Here is a 16,179-nt window from a genome sequence, read left to right as displayed (position 1 = left end):
ACGTGCCTACTCCTGTGATCTCCGCCCGCGGGCTGGTGAAGCGCTACGGCAGCTTCACCGCCGTCGATGGCATCGACTTCGACATCGCGCCCGGCGAGTCCTTCGGCTTCCTCGGCCCTAACGGCGCGGGCAAGTCCACCACCATGCGGATGATCGCGGCCACGTCCACCCGCACCAGCGGCAGCCTCTCCGTGCTCGGCCTCGACGCCAACGAGCACGGGCCCGAGATCCGCTCCAAGCTGGGGATCGTGCCGCAGGGTGATCTGCTCGACGAGGAGCTCAGGGTCATCGACAACCTCGTCGTCTACGGCCGCTACTTCGGCCTGCCCCGCTCCTACGTCAAGTCCCGCGCGGAGGAACTCCTCGACTTCGCGCAGCTGCGCGACAAGCGCACGGCCCGCGTCAGCGACCTCTCCGGCGGCATGAAGCGCCGCCTCACCATCGCGCGGGGGCTGGTCAACAACCCCCAGGTGATGCTGCTCGACGAACCCACCACCGGCCTGGATCCCCAGGCCCGCCACGTGCTGTGGGACCGCCTGTTCCGGCTGAAGGAGGAGGGCGTCACCCTGGTGGTGACCACCCACTTCATGGACGAGGCCGAGCAACTCTGCGACCGGCTCGTGGTCATCGACAAGGGAAGGATCGTCGCCGAAGGCTCCCCACAGGGGCTGATCCGCGACTACTCCACGCGCGAGGTGCTCGAGGTGCGCTTCGGCTCAGCCCGCAACGAGGCCGCCGCCGGAAAGCTCGACGGCGTGGGGGAGCGCCAGGAACTCCTGCCGGACCGGGTGCTGATCTACGCCGACAACGGCGAACATGCGCTGCAGCAGGTCACCGAGCGCGGGCTGGAGCCGCTCACGTCGCTGGTGCGGCGCTCGTCGCTGGAGGACGTCTTCCTCCGCCTGACGGGTAGGAGCCTCATCGAATGAGCAGCGGTGTCATCGACAGGACGCTGAGTGCGGACCACCGCGTCAGCAGCAGATGGGGTTGGTTGTCTCTCGTCGAGCATCGAGCCATGCTGCTGCGCTACTACTATCCGACGCTGCTGATCACCGGCATCGGATCCCCGTTCCTCTACCTGCTCGGGCTCGGCTTCGGGCTGGGCGTGCTGGTGGATCAGGGCGAGGGCATCGAAGGGGTGCCGTACCTCACCTTCGTGGCACCCGCGCTGGTGATGGCCACGGTCATGCAGGTGGCCGCCCAGGAGAACACCTTCGGCGTGTTCGGCGGCTTCAAGTGGTCCAACACCTTCACCGCCATGCGCCTCACCCCGGTCACCCCAGGGCAGATGGCCGTCGGCTACCAGGCCTCGGTGCTCGTGCGCGTGATGCTGATGCTGGGCTTCTACCTCATCGCGCTGCTGATCTTCGGCATCGGGCGCCCACTGGGCGTGCTGCTCATGATCCCCATCGGGGTGCTGCTGTCGGTGGCGGTCGGCTTCGCCGTGATGAGCTGGGTGGCGAGGCAGAAGGACGACCGCGGGCAGTTGAGCTTCGTGGAGCGGTTCGTCATCGTGCCGCTCACTCTCTTCTCCGGCACCTACTTCCCGCTGGAGACGCTGCCCATCTACCTTCAGCCGATCGGGTGGATCTCCCCGCTGTGGCACGCCGCCGAACTCGGCCGCGCCGCCCTCTACGGGGCGCCGATGAGCCTTGGCATGGCCGCGGTGCACGTCGGTTTCCTCCTGCTGGTGGCCGTCGTGGGCGCCGCGCTGTCGATCCGCACGTTCCGCCGGAGGCTGGACTCATGACCGCCCCCATCCAGGCCCCCGCCCCGCGCGTGCCCCGCTTCCTGCGGGGGCTCTACGCCGGCAACGTCCGCTCGGTCGTGGCCCGCGGGCTGCGCGTCATCGCCCGCAACAACTGGGTCATCGTGCTCACCGGCTTCTTCGAACCGGTCTTCTACCTGCTCTCCATGGGCCTCGGGCTCGGTGCGCTCATCGGCACCGTCGAGTTCTACGGCCATGACGTGCCCTATGCCGCCTACATCGCCCCAGCCCTGATGGCCGTATCGGCCATGAACGGCGCGATGTACGACACCACCTACAACGTGTTCTTCAAGATGAAGCACGCCAAGCTCTACGACCAGATGCTCTCCACGTCGCTCGGCCCCATGGACGTGGCGCTGGGCGAGATCCTGCTGGCGCTGTTCCGCGGCCTGCTCTACGCGTCGGGCTTCCTCGTGGTGACCAGTTTGTTGGGGCTCAACCTCTCCTGGACTGCCATCCTCGCGATCCCCGCCGCGCTGATCGTGGCCTTCGGGTTCGCGTCCATCGGGCTGGCCGCCACCAGTTTCATGAAGGTGTGGCAGCACGCGGACATGGTCTACTTCGTGATGCTGCCCATGTTCCTGCTCTCGGCCACGTTCTTCCCCATCGAGGTGTACCCGCAGTGGGTGCAGTGGATCGTGATGGCGATGCCGCTGTGGCACGCCGTCGACATGATCCGGCAGCTCACCACCGGCCTGATCCAGCCGACGATCTGGGTGCACCTGGCCTACTTCGCGGGCATGATCCTGATCGGCGTCACGCTGGCCACCAGGCGGCTGAAGGCCCTCTTCCTCCGCTGAGCTGAGCCCTCACTCCACCAGCGCGTTGACCGCGGCGCCCTGCTCCCTGACCGGCCCCGCAGCACGTTCGTCGAACTCGCCGGCGAAGCAGCACGACAACGCCGTCGAGGCGTCGAGGACGGCCCGCGACGTACTTCATCGACTTCTGGGAGGCTGAGCCAGATTCCTCAGGTGGGCAGGAGTTGGTCGATGCGCTCGACGATGTAGGTGGGGCGGTTGTCCTCCGGCTGGGCGAGCACGTCCTCGACGGTGGACTCGCCCGTCAGTACGAGCGCTGAGGCCATGCCCGTGTCGATGGCCATCTGGATGTCGGTCATCAGCCGGTCGCCCACCATCAGCGCCCGGCTCGGATCCACCCCTGTGGCACCCAGCGCCGCCTCCAGCATCAGTGCCGACGGCTTGCCCAGCGACACCTGACACTTCGCGCCGGTGCAGGCCTCGATGGCGGCGGTGATCGCCGCGCAATCCGGCTCGCCTCTGCCTCCGGGGAACGGGCAGAACCGATCCGGATTGGTCTGGATCAGGAAGGCCCGCTTGTGGAACCAGATCGCGTCGAAGGCGATCTGCAGCTTGCGGTAATCGAAGGTGCGGTCGTAGGAGGCCACCACGATGTCCACCTGCGCCGGATCGTCCGTGAGCCGGAAGCCCGCCTCGCGCAGCGCCCGCTGCAGCGGCTCCTCACCGATCACGAAGAGCGCCGCATCGGGGTGGTGGTCCAGCAGCCAACGGGTGGTGGTCACCACGGTGTTGGCGATGTCCTCGATGGGTGTGGGCAGGCCGAGGCGCTCCAGCTTCTCCTGGTACTGCCGCGGGTCCTTCGTGGGGTTGTTCGACAGGAACTTCACCGTGCGGTCGTTGGCGCGCAGCCCCTCGATGAGGCGAGCGGCGCCGGGCAGCAGGTCGTCGCCCAGGTAGATGGTGCCGTCGAGGTCGAAGACGTAGGCGTCGTACCACTGGGAGGGGGAGTCGAGCATCATTGCGGCCTTCCGGAAACAGGTGAACCCCACCATGCCAGCAGCCGGGGTGTCAGCGGGCCGGATTAGGCCGGAGCTTTGCACGGCGCTCGCAGAAGCCCGCATCAATGGGGCTCGATTTGCGGCCCATTTAGTCGTAGCGTCGCACTATCGACATTCCGCGCACAGCAGCGCGACACGCAAAGGAGCACTTCATGGCGACGATCGCAGTTCTCGGGGCCGGCATCATGGCCAGCGCGCTGGCCACCCCGCTGGCCGACAACGGGCACGCGATGCGACTGGTGGGCACCCACCTGGACCGCGACATCATCGACTCCATCAAGGCCACCGGCATCCACCCCAACCTCGGCCTGAAGCTGCCGGAGGGCACCACCGCCTACCAGCTCGAGGAGGCTGCCGACGCGTTCGACGGCGTGGACCTCGTGATGAGCGGCGTCAACTCGTTCGGTGTGCAGTGGGCAGGCCAGCAGCTGGCCGAGTTGCTCCGCCCCGGGATGCACGTCATCGCGCTGGCCAAGGGCATGCAGGCCGATGAGGAGGGCAACCTCACCATCCTTCCGCGCGTGCTGGCCAACGAGATCCCCGAGGATCTCCGCAACCAGCTCACCTTCTCCGCCATCGCCGGCCCGTCGATAGCCGGCGAGGTGGCAGTGCGCCGCCACACCTCCGTCGTGTTCACCGGCGACAACGCCGAGGTGCTCGAGATGTGGCGCGAACTTTTCGCCACCGAGCACTACCACGTGTGGACCAACACCGATTTCGTGGGCGTCGAGGTGTGCGCCGCCACCAAGAACTGCTACGCCTTCGGCGCCGGTTTCATGAGCGGCATCCTCGACGCCATGGGCGAGGCCGCCGGCGACCGCTACGTCAACTTCAACTACGGCGCCGCCCTCTTCGGCCAGGCCTCCATCGAGATGATCCAGTTCATGGACCTGCTCGGCGGCAAGCCCACCACCCCGCTGGGCCTCCCCGGCATTGGCGACTGCTTCGTCACCTCCATGGGCGGCCGCAACGTCAAGTGCGGACGCCTCGTGGGCAGCGGCATGACCTTCAGCGAGGCCCGCGGCCAGATGCCCGGCGTCACCCTCGAAGGCGCGGCCGCCATCAAGGTGATCGGCGAAGCCATGGTCAAGCTCACCGACCGCGGCGTCGTCGCGCCCGAGAAGTTCCCACTGCTGCGCCACCTCTACGAGGTGGTCGGCCTCGACCAGCAGGTCAACGTCCCTTGGGACACCTTCTTCGGCGCCGACGGCTCCGGCAGCTGACACCCACCACCCACCGATACCGACAAAGGAGTCAGGTCATGAACAGGCAGGCACGCATCCTGGCGCTGTTGGAGGCAGCGCGCCATGTGCCTGCCGACGACCTCGCCGCCGAGCTGGACATCAGCCGACGCACCGTCGCCAGCGAGGTCGCCGCACTCCAGGACCTTCTCGGCACCTCCGCGTCGATCTCCCTGGCCGACGGCCGCTACCGCCTGATGATCGCCGATCCGCACCGTTACCGCGCCGTGCGCACCTCCGTCGACGACGACATCTCGTTCAACAACCCTGATGTCCGGGCGTCCTACATCGTGGCCAGACTCTTCCGTGCCCTCACCTCCGTTCGCACGGAAGAGCTGGCCGCGGCCATGGCGGTGGGCCGCACCACCGTGGTGACCGACCTCGCACGGGTCCGGGAACTCCTCGCTGACGACGACCTCGCCGTCGCGGGCCGGCCCAACGTGGGCCTCGCCATAGAGGGCCCTGAGTTGCAGCAACGCCTGCACGTGCTGCGCCGTCACTTCCCTCTGGCCTACCCGGCCGACGAGGTGCAGCAGCGCGTCGAACAGATCGTGCGGCAGCGGGGCGAGGAGGTGGGCCTGGGGAAGGTCTACGCCCTGGAGCTGGCCCGATGGGCGACGGTGAGTGTGGACCGCACGCGCCAGGCCCGGTCCATCGAGTACCTCCCCGCCCGTTACTCCGGGCTCACCTCGGCGCCGGCGCACGAGTTGGCCACCGATGTCGCCAACCGGCTGGCCGCGGCCTTCAACCTCGAACTGGACGAGGCCGAGCGCATCTTCCTCACCCTCCCCATCGCGGGGATGCGGGCCCCAGGAGACGCCGAGGTCGCCGCCCGGCTCAGCGGCGCGGCCGCGGCCGATGCCCAGGAGTTGGTCAACGACGTGCTCACCACGGTGCGCGCCGAGATGGACATCAACCTCACTGGCACCGCCTTCCTCGCCGAGTTCTCGCGCCACCTGGCCTACATGCTCAACCGGATGCGCTACCGGATCTGGGTGGACGACACCGACGTGGCCGACGTGCGCGCCGAGTTCCCCGTCGCCTACCGGATGGCCACCGTCGCCTCCCGCGTGATCGAGCAGCGCATGGGCCTGCCCGTCGAGGATGCGGAGTTGGGTTTCCTCGCCACCTACTTCCAGGTGTTCCTCGAAGCCCGCGAGCGCACCGCCGCATATCTGCGGGTGGTGATCATCGGCGCCATGGGCCGCACCAGCGCGGAACTCGTCCGTCTCCAACTCGCCAAGGTGCTGCCGAACTCCACGCAGTTCGAGCTCCTGGCTCTGGCCGACGCCACCCCCGAGGCGCTCCGCGGCGCCGATCTCGTGGTGGTCGCCGGCGACGCCGACCTCGAGACCACCGCCCCCGTCCTGCACGTCACCCGCGTGCTGGACCGCAAGGCGCTGGCCCGCCAACTGGAACGGTTGAAGCTGCGCATCCCCATGAACGTCGACGCCGATGGCGGCTCCGTGCTCGCAGGCGCCCTGGACGAGCAGCACTTCTTCGCCCTTCCCGCCGGCACCGGGTACGAGGAGGCCGTCGAGTTCATGGCCGGCCACCTCGAGGCCCGCGGCCTGGTGGAGAAGGGTTTCGGAGATCGGATCCGCGAGCGTGAGGCGCGCGCCCAGACGCAGCTCGACCCCTGGGTGGGCTTCCCCCACGCCACCCTCGAGGGGCAGGAGCACATCATGCTCGCCGTCGGCGTCATCCCCCGCGAGGCGGACGACGACGGGGTGCGGCTGATCGTCCTGCTCGGCGTGCCCGCCGATTCCAGCCACAGCGAGGACGTGCTCGTCCAGGTCTACGACGAGGTGCTCAGGCTGGGCGCCCGCCGCGACCTCATCAGCCAGCTGTGTCAGCTGACCACGTTCGAAGGCTTCTACTACTTCCTCGAGAAGAACCCCACCACAGAGAGGTGACCGGGACATGTTCTGGATCTTCATCATCGCGATCGGCTTCGCCTGGGTCGCCCAGTCGTTCCTGTCGTTCAAACAGACCAAGGCCTTCACTGAGCTGTTCGTCAACCTGCGTAAGAAGGGCAGGGTCGCGATGGGCAAGTTCAGCGGCGGCATCGCTGCCGGCTCGATCGTGATGTTCGTCCTCGACGACGACGACCGCGTCGTCGAGGGGCACCGCCTCAACGGGATCACGGTGCTGGCCACGTTCAAGGAGTTCAGCCTCTACAACGGCCGGTTCATGTCGATGGTGGAGCCCAGCGAGGCCGCCCGCCATGGCAGGTCCGTGGTCAGGGCTGTGGCCAACGCCCGCGACAACTACCGCGTGGTCGCCGAGGGCGGGGTCCCCGCAGAGCCGCCGTCCGCCGTCGGACGCGCGCTCGACAAGCTTCCCGGCATCAAGCCGAAGAAGAAGGTGCTGCCCGGTCTGGCTGCACCTGTGGAAAAGATCGTCGTCACCCGACGGGCGAAGCAGCCCGTCTGACGCTGGTTGAGCCTGCGAGCTCTGCGAGCAGTGTCGAGCCCTGGTGAGCGTACAAGCATCCTGCTTGTCCGCTCGGCGGTTGCGACGCGGTCTCAGGGGCGACCGGCTCAACCAACGTCGACCAACTGGGGCACAAGCCCCACCATCACCCACCCTAGAAAGGAGCTGAAGTGGATTACCTCGTACGAGCCGCGGAGTGGTTCGTCGGACTCTTCAGCACAGGCGCAGAAGTGTTTCTGTCCTGGATGTCCGGCATCGTCCCGCTGGTGCTCATGTTGCTTGTTGCGATGAACGCAATGATCGCCCTCATCGGTGAGGAGCGCATCGACAGGTTCGCGCAGAAGGCCGGCAAGAACGTCATCAGCCGCTACCTGCTGCTGCCGTTCATCGGCGCGTTCTTCCTGACGAACCCCGCGTGTTTCACGCTGGGCCGGTTCCTCCCCGAGCGGTACAAGCCGGGCTACTACGCCTCGGTGGCACAGATGGTGCACACCAACAACGGCCTGTTCCCCCACAACAACCCCGGCGAGCTGTTCGTCTGGATGGGCATCGCCCAGGGCATCATCGCCCTCGGCCTGCCCACCGGTGACCTCGCGATCCGTTACCTCCTGCTCGGCGCCGTGCTCAACTTCGTGGGCGGCTGGGTGACCGACATCACCACGAATTTCGTCTCGAAGCAGCAGGGCGTCGTCCTGGCCAAGGAGGTCCACTCCAATGTCTGAGTACCGCTCCATCACCATCACCCGCGGGCCCAGCGGCTACGGCGGCCCGCTGACCCTCACGCCTGACGCGAAGCGCAACAAGATCGTCTACATCATCGGCGGCGGTCAGCGCCCCGAGGTGGTCGACAGGATCGCCGAGCTCACGGGTGCCGAACCGGTCAACGGCTTCAACACCTCGGTGCCGGACGACGAGCACTTCGTCGCCGTCATCGACTGTGGCGGCTCGCTGCGCTGCGGCCTCTACCCGAAGAAGAACATCCCCACCGTCAACGTGGTGCCCACCGGCAAGTCCGGCCCGCTGGCGCAGTTCATCCACGAGGGCATCTACGTCTCGGCCGTGGGTCCCGCCCAGGTGCAGCCGGCCGACGACGCCGCGCTCGCCGCCGTCGCCGCCACAGAAGCGGAGGCCACCACGGGCGTGGGCGACACCGAAGCCGCCGCCTCCGGCGCGACCATCCCCACCCGCGAGGATGGCCGACCCATGAAGCTCACCGAGCAGATGGCGCAGAAGCGTAAGAAGAACCTGCTCGAGACCATCGGTCTCGGCGCCGGCCGGGTCATCTCGGTGTTCTACCAGGCCGGCCGCAACGCCGTGCAGATGATGATCAACACGATCCTGCCGTTCATGGCGTTCGTCGCGATGCTCATCGGCATCATCCAGGCCTCCGGCCTGGGCGAGTGGTTCTCCAACCTGCTCACCCCGCTCGCGGGCACCGGCTGGGGCCTGATGATCCTGGGCTTCATCTGCTCGCTGCCGTTCCTGTCCCCGCTGCTCGGCCCCGGCGCCGTCATCGCACAGATCATCGGCACGCTCATCGGCGTGGAGATCGGCAAGGGCAACATCCCGCCGCACCTGGCGCTGCCCGCGCTGTTCGCCATCAACACGCAGAACGCGTGTGACTTCATCCCGGTGGGCATGGGCCTCGGCGAGGCCAAGCCGGAGACCATCCAGGTGGGCGTGCCCGCAGTGCTGTACTCACGGTTCCTCAACGGCGTGCCGCGCGTTGCCATAGCGTGGTTGGCGAGCATCGGCCTGTACTCCACCACCTCGTAGTCCTGAAAGGAATCTGAATCATGGGATACACCACCACCGTCATCGAGGTCGGCCCGGACGCGCCCGCCTTCCTCGAGGAGAAGATGGCCATCACCTTCTCTGGTGAGGCCCCGGAGGCGCTGCGTTCGTACTGCTTCCTGATCGACGACGCCGAGCTCACCGGCAGCCTCACCGTCGGGATGCCCGTGCGGATCGGGAACCAGCGCTGGACGCTCACCGCGCTGGGCGAGGTTGCGGAGAAGAACCTGCGCGACCTCGGCCACGTGACCCTCGTCTTCGACGGCGAGGCCGAGCCGCGGATGCCGGGGGCCATCCACCTGGGTGGTCTCGACGAGACCCCGGCCCTGACGCTCGGCGCCGAGGTGGTGTTCGGCAGTGACCAGTGAGACTCTGCGTGAGGCCCTGGGCCGCGCCACCGACACGGTGGCCGCGGCGGTGGGGCGCGGAGTCCTCGCCGAGAGTGGGCGGCTGATCGCCGCCCACCTCGGCACCGGCCCGCACCTCGTCGTCGCCGACGAGAACACGTGGGCCGTGGCGGGGGAGGCGCTGACGGTGTCGCTGCGCGAGGCCGGCTGCGAAGTGGCCGAGCCGCTGATCTTCCCCGGCCGGCCCGCCCTCTACGCCTCCTACGACAACTGCCTCGAGATCCAGCGGGTGATGTCGGACACCAGCACCCCCATCGCGCTCGGCTCCGGCACGATCAACGACCTGGTCAAGCTCGCCGCCTTCGAGCAGGGCCGCGACTACGCCGTCGTCGGCACCGCCGCCTCCATGGACGGCTACACAGGCGCCGGCGCACCCATGACGGAGAACGGGGTGAAGGTCACCAAGAACTGCAAGGCCCCCGTCGTCGTGATCATGGACCTCGACGTGGTGGCCGCCGCGCCGTCCATCATGACGGCCTCCGGTTACGGCGACCTCGTGGCCAAGATCCCCGGCGGAGCCGATTGGATCCTGGCTGATTACACCGGCATCGAGCCCATCGACCCGGAGGTGTGGGCCATGGTCCAGTCCGGCGTCGGCACCGCGCTGTCGCGGCCAGACGACCTGGCCGCCGGCAACGCCGACGCCTTCGACGGCCTCGTCGAGGGGCTGTGCCTCTCCGGCCTGGCGATGCAGGCCTACGGCGGCACCCGGCCTGCGTCGGGCGCCGAGCACTACTTCAGCCACCTGTGGGAGATCGCCCAGTTGGGCGCCGACCGCAACCCGCCGCTGTCGCACGGGTTCAAGGTGGCCATCGGGTCGCTGGCCATGTGCGCCTTCTACGAGGCGCTCCTGGCACGCGACCTCGCAGACCTCGACCTCCCAGCCATCGCGGCGGCCCGCGCCCCGTGGGACGAGATCGAGGCCGACATCCGCAGCCGGTTCGACGGCGCGCTCGCCGATCACGCCGTCCGTGAGACCCGCGAAAAGTACGCCGCCGGCGACGACCTGGTCGCCCGCCTGCAGCCGCTAATCGACCAGTGGCCCGCCGCCGTCGACAGGCTGCGCACCCAACTGGTCACCACCGCCGAGCTCAGCGACATGTTGCGCCGCGCCGGTGCCCCCTCCCGGCCCGAGGACATCGGGATCACCCGCGACGACGTGCGGGCGATGTTCCCCAAGGCCATGTACTACCGCTCCCGCTACACCGCCCTCGACGTGGCGTGGGAGCTCGGCATCTTCGACGAACTGGTCGCGGATGTCTTCGACACGATCTGGAAGTGAGTGAACACAATGCCCAGCCGCGAAGTTGCCATCGGATCCTCCGTGGGCCTGCACGCCCGCCCCGCCAACCTGTTCGTGCAGGAGGTGAACAAGCTCGGCGTGCCCGTGACGCTCCAGAAGGAGGGTCGCCCGCCGGTTGACGCCCGCAGCCTGCTCGGCATCATGACGCTCGGGGTCAAGCACGGCGAGGTCGTCACCCTCGCCGCCGAGGGCGACGGAGCCGACGAGGCCCTCGACGCGCTCGTCGAGTTCCTCAAGATCGACCACGACGCCACCGACGCATGAGCATCCAGGGCATCGGGGTGAGCCCCGGGGCCGCGGTGGGGCCCGCCGTCGTCGTCTCGACGGTGAAGATCAGCCCGCCGGGCGAACGGGTCGACGACCCGGCGCTGGCCGAGGCCTCCGTCTCGAAGGCCCTCGAGGCGGTGGCGCAGGACATGGACGCCCGCGTCGCCACCGCGCCCGAGGCCGCCAGGCCCGTGCTGGAGGCCACCGCCACCATGGCCCGCGACCCCGGCCTCCTCTCCGCCGCGTCCATGCAGATCGCGGAGGGCCACGGCCCGGTCGACGCGCTGTACCACGCCGTCGAGCAGTACTGCGAGATGCTCGCCGGCCTCGGCGGGTACATGGCCGAGCGGCAGGACGACCTGCGCGACGTGTTCCAGCGCGCAGGCGCCCGCCTCATGGGCCTACCACCATGGCCCGCGACCCCGGCCTCCTCTCCGCCGCGTCCATGCAGATCGCGGAGGGCCACGGCCCGGTCGACGCGCTGTACCACGCCGTCGAGCAGTACTGCGAGATGCTCGCCGGCCTCGGCGGGTACATGGCCGAGCGGCAGGACGACCTGCGCGACGTGTTCCAGCGCGCAGGCGCCCGCCTCATGGGCCTACCCGCGCCCGGTGTGCCGGCGCTGACCACGCCGTCGGTGCTGGTCGCCTTCGACCTGGCTCCGGCGGACACCGCCACGCTCGACCCGGAGAAGGTGCTCGGCATCGTCACCGAGGGCGGGGGAGTGACGTCGCACACCGCCATCCTCGCCGCGCAACTCGGCATCCCCGCGGTGGTGCAGGCGCCGGGCGTGATGGTGGCCCAGGCCGCCACCGTCGGGCTCGACGGCGCCACGGGCGAGGTCGTGCTCGATCCGGCCGACGACGTGGCCGCCGCACTGTTGGAGCGCAACGAGCGCAGGCTCGCCCTGCAGGCCATGGCGCAGGGCCCAGGCTCGACCCGCGACGGGCACGCGGTGCAGATCCTGGCCAACATCGGCACCGTCGACGACGCACTGCGCGCCGCGCTGGCCGACGTGGAGGGCTCAGGCCTGTTCCGCTCTGAGTTCCTGTTCCTGGACCGCGCCGAGGCGCCGTCGGTGGAGGAGCAGACCGCCACCTACACGCGCGTGTTCGAGGCGTTCGGCCGGCGCAAGGTGGTGGTGCGCACACTCGACGCGGGCGCCGATAAGCCGCTCGCCTTCGCCGACCTGGGTGAGGAGGAGAACCCCGCCCTCGGCGTGCGCGGCCTGCGGTTGCAGCGCGCCCGGGAGGATCTGCTCGACGACCAGCTCACCGCACTGGCCCGCGCCCGCGAGGCGACCGGGGCGGACGTGTGGGTGATGGCGCCCATGGTGGCGACGGCGGAGGAGGCCGCGTGGTTCACCGCCCGCTGCCGCGAGGTGGGGCTGCCCAAGGCCGGCACGATGGTGGAGGTGCCCGCCGCCGCGGTGCGCTCGGCCGACGTGCTGGCGGCGTGCGACTTCGCCTCCATCGGCACCAACGACCTGTCGCAGTACCTGTTCGCCGCCGACCGGATGGATGGCCGCCTCGCCGGCCTGCTCAACGGATGGCAGCCGGCGCTGTGGGAGCTGATCGTGATGACGGTGCGCGGCGCGGGCGACAAGCCCGTCGGCATCTGCGGCGAGGTGGGCGGCGACCCGCTGCTCGCCCTGATCGCCGCCGGGGCCGGGATCTCGTCGCTGTCGATGGCCGTGGGCCGCGTGGGTGCGGTCAAGACGTCGCTGGCCCGCCACGACCTGGCGCAGTGCAGGGCGATGCTCGACGAGGTGCTGGCGTCGTCGTCGCCCGCAGAGGCCCGGCAGGCGGTGCTCGCCCTGGCGGACGAGGAGATCCGCAGCCTCGTCGGCTGAGACGCTCCCTGAGCGTCGGGACTTGCCCGATGGGCGTAGCGTGGATGGCACAACATCATCCGTGGAGGCGAGAGCATGTCGGCACCGGCGTACACCAGAGCTGCGCAGGACGTGGCCACTGACCAGTCAGTCGACCCCAAACAGGGGCTGAGCGCCGGTGAGGCCAGGCAACGGCTGGAGAAATACGGCCCCAACGAACTTCGCGGGGCAGCCAGGGAGCCGGCCTGGAAGCGGTTCCTCAGGCAGTTCACCGACCCGCTGGTCTATCTCCTCCTCGCGGCGATCGCCATCTCGATCGTCGCGTGGTTCGCCGAAGGCGCCACCGGCCTGCCCATCGACGCGATCGTCATCGCCCTGATCGTCGTGGCCAACGCCGTGCTCGGCTTCGTGCAGGAGAACAAGGCCGAGGACGCCGTCGCGGCCCTGTCGGACATGACGGCCACCCATTCGACGGTGCTGCGCGACGGCAAGCTCACCGATGTCGCCTCCACCGACATCGTGCCCGGCGACATCCTCGTGCTCTCCGAGGGCGACGCGGTGGGTGCAGACGCCCGGCTGTTCACCTCGTCGTCGCTGCGCGTGCAGGAGGCGTCACTCACAGGCGAATCCGAGGCCGTCGAGAAGAACGCCGAGACCCTCGACGGGGAGGCGCCGCTCGGCGACCGCCTCAACATGGTCTACAAGGGCACCGCCGTGGCCCGCGGAGTCGGCCGCGCCGTCGTGACCGGCACCGGCATGGAGACCGAGATGGGCCGCATCGCCACGCTGCTCGACGAGACCGAGGACGAGCCGTCGCCCCTGCAGCAGGAGATCACCGGCATCTCCAAGATGCTGGGCCTGCTGGTGATCATCATCGCGGTGGTGGTGATGGCCGCGGTCGCGCTGGTCAACGGCGTCTCCAACCTCAGCGAAGCCGTCGAGATCCTGTTGATGGGCGTCTCGCTCGCCGTGGCTGCCGTCCCCGAGGGCCTGCCGGCCATCCTGTCGCTCGTGCTCGCCATCGGCGTCCAGGTGCTGGCCCGCCGCAACGCGGTGATGAAGGACCTCCACTCCGTCGAGACCCTCGGCTCGGTCTCCGTGATCTGCTCGGACAAGACCGGCACCCTCACCCGGAACGAGATGACGCTGCGCGAGGTGGTCACCGCCTCCGGTCGAGTGAAGCTGGGCGGCACCGGCTACGCGCCCGAGGGCGACGTGGAGATCGACGGCGGGGACGAGGCCGCCGCCGAGGCCCGCCGGCTGCTCGCCTCGGGCGTGCTGGCCAACAACGCGCAACTGGATCAGGGCGAGGACGGCACCTGGAGCATCCAGGGCGACCCCACCGAGGCCGCCTTCCTGGTGGCCCAGCACAAGCTCGACGGCGTGGCCGAGCGCGTCGGCTGGTTCGAGCGCGACGCGGAGGTACCCTTCGATTCCGAGCGCAAGATGATGTCAGTGCTCGGTCACCGTGAAGACCAGAAGCGCGTCTTCTCCAAGGGCGCGCCCGACGTCCTGATGGAGCGCTGCGTCGAGGAACAGGTGGGCCGAAGCCAGCGCCCGCTGACCGACGAACGACGCGAGGAACTCTCCCGCATCGTGGTGGAGCTCAGCGAGCAGGGCTACCGCACGCTCGGCGTCGCCTGGCGCCCCGCCGACGACGAAGACCCCGACGACTTCGACGAGAGCGCCGAACGCGACCTCGTGTGGGTGGGCGCGGTGGGCATCATCGACCCGCCCCGCGAGGAGGCCGCCGAGGCCATCTCCCAGGCCCACGGGGCGGGCATCAAGACCGTCATGATCACCGGCGACCACCCCGTCACCGCCGCCCGCATCGCCCAGGATCTCGGCATCACCGACGGCTCAGCTTCCGCAGAAGCCGTCACCGGGCGGGAGTTGGAAGGGCTGTCCGACGACGAGCTCACCGAGGTGGTCCGCCGCACCAACGTCTACGCCCGGGTCTCGCCCGAGCACAAGCTACGCATCGTTGACGCCCTGCAGGCGGACAGGCAGATCGTCTCGATGACCGGCGACGGCGTCAACGACGCCCCGGCCCTGAAGTCGGCGGACATCGGCATCGCGATGGGCATCACCGGCACTGAGGTGACCAAGGAGGCCGGGGAGATGATCCTCGGCGACGACAACTACTCCACCATCGTGGCCGCGGTGCGCCAGGGCCGGGTGATCTTCGACAACATCAAGAAGTTCATCCGCTACCTGCTCAGCTCCAACATGGGCGAGGTCGCCACGGTGTTCCTCGGCGTGGTGCTGGGCTCGGTCATCGGCCTGGCGGATCCCGGCAACCCAGGCGCCACAGTCGTCCCGCTGCTGGCCACGCAGATCCTCTGGATCAACCTGGTCACCGATTCCGGGCCGGCGCTCGCGATGGGCGTCGACCCCGAGATCGACAACGTGATGGACCGCAAGCCGCGCGCCTACGACGACAAGATCATCGACCGGCACATGTGGACCCGCATCATCGGTATCGGCCTGGTGATGGGCGTGATCAGCTTGCTGATCTACGACCTGACGCTCCCGGGCGGCCTGGTCGGCGGGCTCGAGCACCTGGCGGGGGCCGACGAGCAGCTCGCCGTGGCCCGGACCACGGTGTTCACCTCGCTGGTGATGATGCAGCTGTTCAACGCACTGAACTCCCGCTCGGATCTGGCCAGCGCGTTCAGCCACCTGTTCACCAACAAGTGGTTGTGGATTTCACTGGCCGGCGCCACGCTCGCCCAAGTCGCCGTCGTGGAGGTGCCGTTCCTGCAGGCCGCGTTCGGCACCACGTCGCTGGACTGGATCCACTGGGCTGTCGCTGTGGGCGCCGGTGTCGCCATCCTGGTCTACGAGGAGATCGTCAAGGCCGTCCGTCGCGCCGCCGCTGGTTGAGCCTGCGAGCGCAGCGAGCAGTGTCGAAACCGTTGAAGCTTGTCTGTCACCTGTGCCACAGGTGGTTGCCGCTGTCTCTGATGGGGGCCTTCGCCGCCCATGCAGAAGGCGGTCACTCTGTGGTGTTGCTGGCTGGTGGTGTGGGTGACCGTCTTCTGCAACGCCCGACCCACCTACTCAGGCCCCCATCAGAGACTGCGTCGGACTCTCAGCTGGTACTGGCTGATGGCCGCAGCTGTGGTTGGCGCGGCTGCCTGAGTGCCCGGTGTCGGGGCTGGCTGGTCCCTGAGCGTCGCGCCTCGCGCGGCGACGAAGGGCGCCCGCAGCCGATCCGACACCTCAACCCACTGTGTCAAAGTCATAGTCACGTTGCGGGCGCCCTTCGTCGTCCGCTGGCTCGCAAGCTCGCGGGCAGACGCTCAGGGACCAG

Annotated in this window: 14 protein-coding genes and 1 pseudogene; 14 read left to right on the top strand and 1 reads right to left on the bottom strand. The window is 68.8% G+C overall.

Translation table 11 applies throughout. From position 1 onward, the window contains the following. Window positions 1-2 precede the first annotated feature (2 nt). From BN1186_RS07425 to BN1186_RS07415, 3 genes are read left to right on the top strand one after another with little or no spacing between them, the layout of a single operon-like run. Window positions 3-929 (top strand): ABC transporter ATP-binding protein, encoded by a 927-nt coding sequence (locus BN1186_RS07425; protein ID WP_040283482.1) that lies wholly within the window; start codon window positions 3-5, stop codon window positions 927-929. Next, the gene (locus BN1186_RS07420; RefSeq protein WP_074436969.1) at window positions 926-1,750 is read left to right on the top strand and encodes an ABC transporter permease; all 825 of its coding nucleotides are present in this window, start codon (window positions 926-928) and stop codon (window positions 1,748-1,750) included. The genes BN1186_RS07425 and BN1186_RS07420 overlap by 4 nt, the downstream gene beginning before the upstream one ends. Further along, entirely contained in the window at window positions 1,747-2,568 is an 822-nt protein-coding gene (locus BN1186_RS07415) for an ABC transporter permease (protein WP_040283481.1), read from the top strand. The genes BN1186_RS07420 and BN1186_RS07415 overlap by 4 nt, the downstream gene beginning before the upstream one ends. Window positions 2,569-2,735: 167 nt before the next feature. Here the strand turns inward: BN1186_RS07415 and BN1186_RS07410 are convergent, their stop codons facing one another. Next, window positions 2,736-3,545, bottom strand: coding sequence for an HAD-IIA family hydrolase (locus tag BN1186_RS07410; protein ID WP_052459918.1), 810 nt, complete (start codon window positions 3,543-3,545; stop codon window positions 2,736-2,738). 191 nt (window positions 3,546-3,736) lie between these two features. Between BN1186_RS07410 and BN1186_RS07405 the strand changes: the two genes are divergently transcribed. The 11 genes and pseudogenes from BN1186_RS07405 to BN1186_RS07355 all read left to right on the top strand — a co-directional run bounded on the left by BN1186_RS07405 (window position 3,737) and on the right by BN1186_RS07355 (window position 15,749). Further along, a complete protein-coding gene (locus tag BN1186_RS07405) occupies window positions 3,737-4,807 on the top strand; it encodes an NAD(P)H-dependent glycerol-3-phosphate dehydrogenase (protein ID WP_040283480.1) in 1,071 nt (356 codons plus the stop codon). A gap of 38 nt (window positions 4,808-4,845) precedes the next feature. Further along, window positions 4,846-6,741, top strand: coding sequence for a BglG family transcription antiterminator (locus BN1186_RS07400; RefSeq protein WP_040283479.1), 1,896 nt, complete (start codon window positions 4,846-4,848; stop codon window positions 6,739-6,741). A 7-nt stretch (window positions 6,742-6,748) separates the two neighbouring features. Continuing rightward, window positions 6,749-7,261, top strand: coding sequence for a transcriptional regulator GutM (locus BN1186_RS07395; protein WP_052459917.1), 513 nt, complete (start codon window positions 6,749-6,751; stop codon window positions 7,259-7,261). A 170-nt stretch (window positions 7,262-7,431) separates the two neighbouring features. Beyond that, window positions 7,432-7,983 (top strand): PTS glucitol/sorbitol transporter subunit IIC, encoded by a 552-nt coding sequence (srlA, locus tag BN1186_RS07390; protein ID WP_040283478.1) that lies wholly within the window; start codon window positions 7,432-7,434, stop codon window positions 7,981-7,983. Then, the gene (srlE, locus tag BN1186_RS07385) at window positions 7,976-9,037 is read left to right on the top strand and encodes a PTS glucitol/sorbitol transporter subunit IIB (protein WP_040283477.1); all 1,062 of its coding nucleotides are present in this window, start codon (window positions 7,976-7,978) and stop codon (window positions 9,035-9,037) included. Before srlA ends, srlE begins: the two co-directional genes overlap by 8 nt. Window positions 9,038-9,057: 20 nt before the next feature. Continuing rightward, entirely contained in the window at window positions 9,058-9,423 is a 366-nt protein-coding gene (locus BN1186_RS07380) for a PTS glucitol/sorbitol transporter subunit IIA (RefSeq protein WP_040283476.1), read from the top strand. Continuing rightward, the gene (locus tag BN1186_RS07375; protein ID WP_040283475.1) at window positions 9,413-10,744 is read left to right on the top strand and encodes a sn-glycerol-1-phosphate dehydrogenase; all 1,332 of its coding nucleotides are present in this window, start codon (window positions 9,413-9,415) and stop codon (window positions 10,742-10,744) included. The genes BN1186_RS07380 and BN1186_RS07375 overlap by 11 nt, the downstream gene beginning before the upstream one ends. 9 nt (window positions 10,745-10,753) lie before the next feature. Further along, entirely contained in the window at window positions 10,754-11,029 is a 276-nt protein-coding gene (locus BN1186_RS07370) for an HPr family phosphocarrier protein (protein ID WP_040283474.1), read from the top strand. Continuing rightward, window positions 11,026-11,322: pseudogene (locus BN1186_RS16000) on the top strand (phosphoenolpyruvate-utilizing N-terminal domain-containing protein); the annotation flags it as partial. The gene BN1186_RS07370 and the pseudogene BN1186_RS16000, both read left to right, overlap by 4 nt. Window positions 11,323-11,477: 155 nt before the next feature. After that, window positions 11,478-12,884: a phosphoenolpyruvate--protein phosphotransferase gene (locus BN1186_RS07360; RefSeq protein WP_246043265.1), complete on the top strand. Its 1,407-nt coding sequence runs from the start codon at window positions 11,478-11,480 to the stop codon at window positions 12,882-12,884. A 75-nt stretch (window positions 12,885-12,959) separates the two neighbouring features. After that, the gene (locus BN1186_RS07355) at window positions 12,960-15,749 is read left to right on the top strand and encodes a cation-translocating P-type ATPase (protein ID WP_040283471.1); all 2,790 of its coding nucleotides are present in this window, start codon (window positions 12,960-12,962) and stop codon (window positions 15,747-15,749) included. Window positions 15,750-16,179: the final 430 nt, after the last annotated feature.

This window comes from Tessaracoccus massiliensis, from assembly GCF_000826065.2.
GTDB classification, from domain to species: domain Bacteria; phylum Actinomycetota; class Actinomycetes; order Propionibacteriales; family Propionibacteriaceae; genus Arachnia; species Arachnia massiliensis_A.
Note: the sequence above shows the minus strand (reverse complement) of the source record. Positions and strands in the feature narration are given on the sequence as shown.

What these genes read in the sequence shown, in the direction of transcription:
- BN1186_RS07420 (WP_074436969.1), top strand. Translation starts at nt 926, where the DNA reads ATGAGCAGCGGTGTCATCGACAGGACGCTGAGTGCGGACCACCGCGTC.
- BN1186_RS07415 (WP_040283481.1), top strand. Translation starts at nt 1,747, where the DNA reads ATGACCGCCCCCATCCAGGCCCCCGCCCCGCGCGTGCCCCGCTTCCTG.
- BN1186_RS07410 (WP_052459918.1), bottom strand. Translation starts at nt 3,545, where the DNA reads ATGATGCTCGACTCCCCCTCCCAGTGGTACGACGCCTACGTCTTCGAC.
- BN1186_RS07405 (WP_040283480.1), top strand. Translation starts at nt 3,737, where the DNA reads ATGGCGACGATCGCAGTTCTCGGGGCCGGCATCATGGCCAGCGCGCTG.
- BN1186_RS07400 (WP_040283479.1), top strand. Translation starts at nt 4,846, where the DNA reads ATGAACAGGCAGGCACGCATCCTGGCGCTGTTGGAGGCAGCGCGCCAT.
- BN1186_RS07395 (WP_052459917.1), top strand. Translation starts at nt 6,749, where the DNA reads ATGTTCTGGATCTTCATCATCGCGATCGGCTTCGCCTGGGTCGCCCAG.
- srlE (WP_040283477.1), top strand. Translation starts at nt 7,976, where the DNA reads ATGTCTGAGTACCGCTCCATCACCATCACCCGCGGGCCCAGCGGCTAC.
- BN1186_RS07380 (WP_040283476.1), top strand. Translation starts at nt 9,058, where the DNA reads ATGGGATACACCACCACCGTCATCGAGGTCGGCCCGGACGCGCCCGCC.
- BN1186_RS07370 (WP_040283474.1), top strand. Translation starts at nt 10,754, where the DNA reads ATGCCCAGCCGCGAAGTTGCCATCGGATCCTCCGTGGGCCTGCACGCC.
- BN1186_RS07360 (WP_246043265.1), top strand. Translation starts at nt 11,478, where the DNA reads ATGCAGATCGCGGAGGGCCACGGCCCGGTCGACGCGCTGTACCACGCC.
- BN1186_RS07355 (WP_040283471.1), top strand. Translation starts at nt 12,960, where the DNA reads ATGTCGGCACCGGCGTACACCAGAGCTGCGCAGGACGTGGCCACTGAC.